10 protein-coding genes are annotated in these 6878 nt (G+C 43.1%); 2 read left to right on the top strand and 8 right to left on the bottom strand.

The window, feature by feature from the left end:
• Positions 1 to 173 precede the first annotated feature (173 nt).
• From H2C83_RS01275 to H2C83_RS01265, 3 genes are all read right to left on the bottom strand, one after another.
• Positions 174 to 419: an SMI1/KNR4 family protein gene (locus H2C83_RS01275; protein WP_181736970.1), complete on the bottom strand. Its 246-nt coding sequence runs from the start codon at positions 417 to 419 to the stop codon at positions 174 to 176.
• Positions 420 to 438: 19 nt separating this feature from the next.
• The gene (locus H2C83_RS01270) at positions 439 to 1203 is read right to left on the bottom strand and encodes an HNH endonuclease (RefSeq protein ID WP_181736968.1); all 765 of its coding nucleotides are present in this window, start codon (positions 1201 to 1203) and stop codon (positions 439 to 441) included.
• A gap of 90 nt (positions 1204 to 1293) precedes the next feature.
• Positions 1294 to 1815, bottom strand: a complete 522-nt coding sequence (locus H2C83_RS01265; protein ID WP_181736966.1) for a hypothetical protein — start codon at positions 1813 to 1815, stop codon at positions 1294 to 1296.
• Positions 1816 to 2284: 469 nt separating this feature from the next.
• On the opposite strand from H2C83_RS01265, the gene lepB reads away from it, so the two are divergent.
• Both lepB and H2C83_RS01255 read left to right on the top strand, forming a co-directional pair.
• Entirely contained in the window at positions 2285 to 2680 is a 396-nt protein-coding gene (lepB, locus tag H2C83_RS01260; protein ID WP_181736964.1) for a signal peptidase I, read from the top strand.
• A 17-nt stretch (positions 2681 to 2697) separates the two neighbouring features.
• Positions 2698 to 3306 carry a YIP1 family protein gene (locus H2C83_RS01255; protein WP_181736962.1) on the top strand — a complete coding sequence of 203 codons (609 nt, stop codon included), beginning with the start codon at positions 2698 to 2700 and terminating at the stop codon, positions 3304 to 3306.
• Between the two features lie 126 nt (positions 3307 to 3432).
• On the opposite strand, the gene H2C83_RS01250 is transcribed toward H2C83_RS01255, so the two are convergent.
• From H2C83_RS01250 to H2C83_RS01230, 5 genes are all read right to left on the bottom strand, one after another.
• The gene (locus tag H2C83_RS01250; RefSeq protein ID WP_181736959.1) at positions 3433 to 3579 is read right to left on the bottom strand and encodes a hypothetical protein; all 147 of its coding nucleotides are present in this window, start codon (positions 3577 to 3579) and stop codon (positions 3433 to 3435) included.
• A 218-nt stretch (positions 3580 to 3797) separates the two neighbouring features.
• Positions 3798 to 4412, bottom strand: coding sequence for an SMC-Scp complex subunit ScpB (gene scpB / locus H2C83_RS01245; protein WP_181736998.1), 615 nt, complete (start codon positions 4410 to 4412; stop codon positions 3798 to 3800).
• An 8-nt stretch (positions 4413 to 4420) separates the two neighbouring features.
• Positions 4421 to 5161 (bottom strand): segregation and condensation protein A, encoded by a 741-nt coding sequence (locus tag H2C83_RS01240; RefSeq protein ID WP_181736957.1) that lies wholly within the window; start codon positions 5159 to 5161, stop codon positions 4421 to 4423.
• Between the two features lie 22 nt (positions 5162 to 5183).
• Complete coding sequence (gene ribH / locus H2C83_RS01235; RefSeq protein ID WP_181736955.1) at positions 5184 to 5654, bottom strand: 6,7-dimethyl-8-ribityllumazine synthase; 471 nt, start codon at positions 5652 to 5654, stop codon at positions 5184 to 5186.
• Between the two features lie 16 nt (positions 5655 to 5670).
• Positions 5671 to 6867: a bifunctional 3,4-dihydroxy-2-butanone-4-phosphate synthase/GTP cyclohydrolase II gene (locus tag H2C83_RS01230; protein WP_246333670.1), complete on the bottom strand. Its 1197-nt coding sequence runs from the start codon at positions 6865 to 6867 to the stop codon at positions 5671 to 5673.
• Between the last annotated feature and the right edge of the window lie 11 nt (positions 6868 to 6878).

Here is a 6878-nt window from a genome sequence, read left to right as displayed (position 1 = left end):
TCGGTTGTACTGATCCGGATTTCCTTTTTCTCCAATTTTACTTGTTTTTTTTAACGGATGTTTTCCATGCTGAATCCGGTCTTCGTCGATGGCTTTTTCCAATTCAACCATATAGTCCTTGGGAGTGACAGTAACCTTTTGTTTCTTGAACTTGCTTTTGCTGGCATTTGCTTTTAAGAAGGTAGAATCGCTAAACAGTTGTTTTCCGTTTCTTCTTTAAAATAGAGGGCCTCAAATTCATCAATAATCATGTCTGGATCATATAGCGAATCAAACTGATAATACGCTTCATCTTCTGGTTCGAAGTATTGTTGAGTCCAATGGATATAGTCTTTGGGAAGTTTCACACCTATGTGTTTCTCAATTTCAGCAAATTGCTCATCTGGAATTTTCTTATTTCGCCTTACCCATGTAATCAATATTACAAATCCCCTTTCATTAAGAATAAAGGATGTTATTTAACTTTTTGTTTTCCCCAGATCTTGTGCCCCCGGTATGCTTGAAGGTATTATTTAAATCAAATGGAACTAAAACCATTTTGCCGGTTTCTACATCATGATGCCATGTCAGTCTATTGGCATAGCCTTCCTCCTTACGGCCGATTGAACCTTTTCCTTTATCAATAGATTCAATTTGAGCATCTGTAAATCCTTCTGATTTCATTTGATCTTTCCATTTGGTTTCACCATATTTTTTCACATATCTTTCTTTCAACAATTTCGTTGCGAATTGAGTTTGAGCTGCGGATGCTCCAACAATTGCATCCTCTGGCAAATAAATGATGATTGGATTGCCATCTTTATCTTTTTTCGCATGGGGTTCAAAATCTGGGAACCCGTTTTTATCATAGGTTACCGTGTACGTATTGCCTTGTTTGGTGGTTTTCGTCACTTCCCCTGTGTAAAAATACTTGTTAGGTATTTCGCGTCCATCACTGGTTCGAATGTAATGTTTTCCATCTTTTTCGATGACTTCATATTTGAAATTAGGATCTCCACTCTTTAAGCTAGCTGGCTTTCTTGGATGATCCGTTGGAAACTCGTTTTTATTCGCAGGATTTTTCCAGCCGCAGTGGCAGCTATCTGGTACAAGTGCATCCTTTCCAATCCGAAGTAATTTGATAAGCCTGGCAGGTGTCGGGAGGCTTTCGACCATGTTCCATACACGATTTGGAAGAAGAATCGGTTTGCCGTTTTTATCCATCCCAGCCAGTGCTTCCGTAAACATTTCATAATCAAAAATTGCTGAAACGGGATCCTCTTTTATTTCGTTAATACTTGTCTTGAAGTTACTTCATGCATCTTTGAAATATCCTAATGGATCAGAGGTTAATTTATCCCATGCTGCTTTATAATCTTCAATCGCTAAGGCTTCATATAAGTAGTTGCCCGGTTCATTGATGAAGTGCTGCCAGTTGTTTTTAATAAGATCTGCTTGTTTGCTTAACCAATCCCTGGCAGAGTGGGGATCCACGGCAACATTGCTGATTTTTGACAAGACACCATCTAACCAATTCAAAAAATCCGAAAATGACTCTTTGGTTGATTCCCAAATATCGGAAATTTCCTCATTTGCCCCATTCCATGCATCGACAAACGGTTGTGTTAAGGAATCCAAGACTCCTTTTTCTTCATTGACGGGTGGGGAGTCAACAGGTTGTTCCTGTTTTGGAAGTGTATCTTGTTCAAACTGTTTGAAATCATCTTGTACTTCAGGAACATGAAAGCTGCCTTCAGCATGAACTACATTTGTGTTTAAGGTTACAATTCCTATAATGAGAAAGACAATGAGAAAGCGATGAAATAGTTTACCCATACCAATTGTGATTCAATCAAAAGCGAAGGGAACGAGAAGCCCCTTTTCTTTTATTGTTTTTTCTACGGTCCGAACAAACAAAATCCAATAATTATTTGGAAGGATAAAAATGACGCACTTGAGATGATCTTTGATGGAAACGAGTTAAACGATCGGGTTCAGGTTTTTGGTTCTTCCTTTACAGAGTTTATTAATGCTTTGTATGTTCCAACAGACATAAATTGGTAATAAAAGATTACAATAAAGGCCAGTGAAACACTGAGTGAAACACTGGTCTTTTTTCTTATGTTTTAAAACTCCTATTGTCTATAGATAGACAGCAAACATTTCGTTATAATCGAAATATGACAAATTTAAAATTGAATCGAGTAAACCACAGACAGGAAAGGAGGAATTATGTGGCTTGGTTGAAGACCCGTAAAGGGTTCATAGGAAGCCTCGCCGGACTTCTTCTTATAATTTTTATCATATGGAATTTTTTTACGGTTTTTATCAAGGGGTAGGCAAGAGTATGGAGCCTGCCTTAATCGAAGGAGAAGTGTATCTCGTTAAAAAGAACCCTGACTACATCCGAAGAGGAGATATTATCGTTTTCAAAGTTCCCAGCCTGAATCAGATACATACAAAACGAGTTGTTGCCTTTGGGAACGAAACCGTTGAAATCAGGGAAGGCCAGCTCTATATAGACGGAGAAAAATACGAAGAAACTTACCTCTTAAACAAGAACAAAAGTGATAATCTGAAACCAGTGGATGTACCAGCCGGCCAATATTTTGTCCTTGGCGATGTCCGCTCAATTAGCCAGGATAGCCGATATTATGGAGCTATAAAAAAAGACAACATCATTGGAGTTGTTGTGCAATAGAAAGGTGAGGTTCATGTTTGATATTAAAAGAATATTGGGTTCCACTGATCAAGCAACCCAAGTCTGCGATTCGTCTTGCAATCGACAAGACCTCAGGCAGCATACTCTTTGTTTTGATTGCATTATTTGGAATAACCCTGTTTTTGGAACAAGCAATGAATCAGGATACAGGAGATTCCATGTCTGTCTTGACCATCCTGATCCTATTCATCATTATTGGTCCAATCATTGGCGCCATTTCTTGGTTCTTAAGCAGCCTTTGTACTTACGGAACCACTCGTTTATTTAAAGGGACAGCCACCTTCAAAGAAACATATAAAGCAACTGCCTGGGCAACGATTCCGTATACGACAAAGTTAGCTTTGTTCATCCCCATGCTCCTGATTTTTAGAGAAGAAAACTTTACAACAGAAACACCGGATATTGACTCCTCATTCTTCTTATTACTGTTGTTTTTTATTGCTTTGACGATCAGTCTGATCATGAGCATCTATTACTTTGTGGCCTACTCGAAAATCATCGGAGAAATTAACAAAATTGGTTCATGGAAAGGCTTTGTCTCGATTATTCTCGTTCCTGTCATTTTTATTCTGCTGTTGCTGGTTCTGGCTTTGATATTGAATTAAAAGAAGAATGTGAATCCATTAAGTTTGATCAGATTGAGGAAGTAGTATCCTCAATCTTTTTTTATAGGTAAGCAGAAAATAACCCCATCTTCCAACGCTTACATCAATCCTATGTTAAGGTTCAACTTATGAATAACGCGCAATCATTGTATTATTACGAGTATTTAAATACATCCTATGTTCCGGTTCAACCCCAGTTAAATCAAGCTTCCTGTCTTTCAGATCAAGCCAAAATGGCTGAAACAGCAAAGCTTTTGCCAAGGCTTTTGCCAAATTTTCTCCAACCTCTCCGATGCTCCGAAAAAATCGGCCTGTTTTACACTCCTGCTTCAATGATATCAAGCCTTTCCGCTTTTTTTGTTCTGCACACGGTTGGGAAAAATCACAAATCGGAGCAAAATGAAGACGAAAAAGTCCTGCCCCTTATATGTTCTTCCAACGCCTGAATGGAGGCAACCATGCCTCCATTCAGGTAAATGTCCATGCTATTTTCATTTTGCCAGGCTTGTTTTCAACCCGTTTTTCTGTGAATTTGCCTCTGCTTCAGAATCGACACCTAACCGCTTAAACAGATCCTGTCTTTCCTGCTCCCATTCCCGCCAATCGAAAATGGACTCCGGCGGTGGCAGTTCCTCAATATGATTCAGCCCAAAATACTCAAGGAATTCCTTGCTTGTCCCATACAATATCGGTCGGCCGGCCCCTTCAGCCCTCCCGGTTTCCCGAATCAGTCCTTTCCGGGAAAGAACATGCAGGATGCGGTCACTTTTCACTCCCCGGATTTCCTCAATTTCCATACGGGTGACAGGTTGGCGGTAGGCAATAATGGCCAGCGTTTCCAGTGCTGCCCGGGAAAGGCGTGACCGGGCAGGCGCCTGAGCCAGCTTTTCAAAATAAGGTGCATGCTCCGGCAATGTTGTCATTTGGTACACCTGGGCCACTTTTACTATTTGCATGCCTCTCTGCTGTTCTTTGTATTCGATCCGCAAATCGAACAGGAGTTGTTCCAGTTCAACTTTGGTCAGCCCGGTGACGTCAGCCATTTCCTTAAGACTTAAACCCTCTTCACCGGCTGCAAACAACAGTCCTTCGATTACTGCTTTCATTTCCTGACTCACCCAGGCAGCACCTCCACCCGAATTTCTCCAAACAGCCCTTCCTGATAACAAACAATCTTTTTCAGTTTCATTAATTCCAGGAGCGCCAGAAAGGTGGTGATGATCCATTCCCTGGTCACGGTATTCCAGTCGATCAGCCTGCTGAAAAACAACTGTCCCTTTCTGGTCAACAGGGAATATATTTCTTCCATCCGGTCACTGACAGAGATTTCCTCCCGAACCAGCCGGGTCACCTGTTCTTGTGGCGCCCGGTTTTTCAACGTTTCCACAAATACCTGCAACAAATCGTCAGGTGAAAGACCCTCGACCGGATTTTCCTCGGGGGTATAGGGAGTCAAATCCATGGCCGGACGGGAATAAACCTTGCTTCTTTCTTCCTCCCGCATGCGCAGGACTTCTCCCAGACGCTTGTATTTCTTATATTCCAACAGGCGCTCCACCAGTTCCGCCCGCGGATCTTCAAACCACCCCTCGTGTTCTGTCGTCAAGTCCTCTTCCAGCAATTCATGCCTGGGCAACAGCATTTTGCTTTTAATCGCCAGCAGGGTTGCCGCCATCACCAGAAACTCACTGGCCACTTCCAACTCCATTTGTTCGGCTTCATTCAAAACCTGCATATACTGATCCGTAATTTTGGCGATGGAAACCTGATAGATATCCACTTCGGCCGTTTCAATCAGATGAAGCAATAAATCCAGGGGGCCTTCAAACATATCCAATTTGATTTTTATTTCCATGTTTTTATCCCCCGTTCTCCCATTAACGATTCAATTGTTTCATCAGGTTTGCCATTTCAATGGCCCCAACAGCACTGTCCCATCCTTTGTTGCCCGCTTTGGTTCCAGCCCGTTCAACGGCCTGCTCAATATTTTCCGTGGTCACAATCCCAAAAATGACTGGGAGATGATGACGGACACTCGCTGCCGCAACCCCTTTGGAAACTTCATTGCAAACGTAGTCATAGTGGGTGGTGGCACCGCGAATCACACATCCCAGGGTTACAATCGCATCATACTTTCCGGTGGCCGCCAATTGATCGGCAACAAGCGGGATTTCAAATGCACCGGGTACCCAAACAATTTCTATTTCATTTTCTTCCACTCCATGACGCTTGAATGCATCCAGTGCTCCATCCAACAGTTTGCTTGTAATAAATTCGTTAAACCGGGCTACGACAATCGCAAACCGCAACCCCTTGCCAACAAGACTTCCCTCGTATACATTTTGCATGATTTTTCCTCCTCGTTTACAAGTGCAACAAATGCCCCAGTTTTTCCTTTTTTGTTTCCATATATCGCCGGTTATTTTTATTTGGCGGAAGTTCAAGAGGTACAACTTCTGTTACTTCCAGTCCATAACCTTTCAAGCCGGCAATTTTGCGCGGGTTATTGGTCATGAGCCGGATTTTGCCAACTCCCAGGTCGCGCAGGATTTGTGCACCGATCCCGTATTCGCGCAAGTCTTCACGGAATCCCAGGCGCAGATTGGCTTCTACTGTGTCCAATCCTTCTTCCTGCAATTTATAAGCTTTCAATTTATTGATGAGTCCAATTCCGCGCCCTTCCTGCCTCATGTACAGAAGAACTCCCCGGCCGGCCTGTTCGATTTTTCTAAGGGCCGCATCCAGTTGCGGACCGCAGTCACAGCGTTGGGAATGAAAAATATCCCCTGTCAAACATTCGGAATGAACACGGACCAACACGGGCTGTTCCGGATCAATTTTTCCCTTGATCAGTGCAACATGCTCTTTTCCATCGATTTGACTGGTATAGGCAATCATCTTAAAGTCACCATAATCGGTAGGCATATGGACAGAAACAACCCGCTCAATCAGCGTTTCCTTATAGCGACGGTATTGGATCAGATCCTGAATCGTAATCATTTTCAGACCAAATTTCTGGCTCATTTTTTTCAGGTCAGGCACACGTGCCATTGTACCATCTTCCTTGATCACCTCACAGATCACACCGGCCGGATATGCCCCGCTCAACCGGGCCAGATCAACAGCTGCTTCGGTATGTCCTGCACGCCGCAACACTCCGCCTTGCCGGGCAACCAGAGGAAAAATGTGTCCGGGCCGCCGGAAATCGTCCGGTCCCCTGGTTTGATCAATCAATTGCATGACCGTATCGGAGCGTTCAAAAGCGGAAATGCCGGTGGTAGTGGACATCGCATCGACAGAAACGGTAAACGCCGTTCCATGCCGGTCTGTATTTCGATTCACCATTTGCGGAAGATCCAGTTCTTTGGCCCGTTCTTCTGTCAGCGGAACACAGACAAGTCCCCGCCCATGCGTAATCATGAAATTTATCACTTCCGGTGTCGCTTTTTCGGCAAGCGCCAACAGATCCCCTTCATTCTCACGGTCTTCATCATCAACAACAATGATCATTTCCCCATTTTTCAAGGATGTAAGCGCCTCTTCAATGGAATGAAATGTCATGTGTAATCCCT

The organism is Thermoactinomyces mirandus (genome assembly GCF_013868055.1).
GTDB classification, from domain to species: Bacteria; Bacillota; Bacilli; order Thermoactinomycetales; family Thermoactinomycetaceae; genus Thermoactinomyces; species Thermoactinomyces mirandus.
The sequence above is the reverse complement of the archived record's forward strand: the minus strand, read 5'-3'. Positions and strand labels throughout refer to the sequence as shown.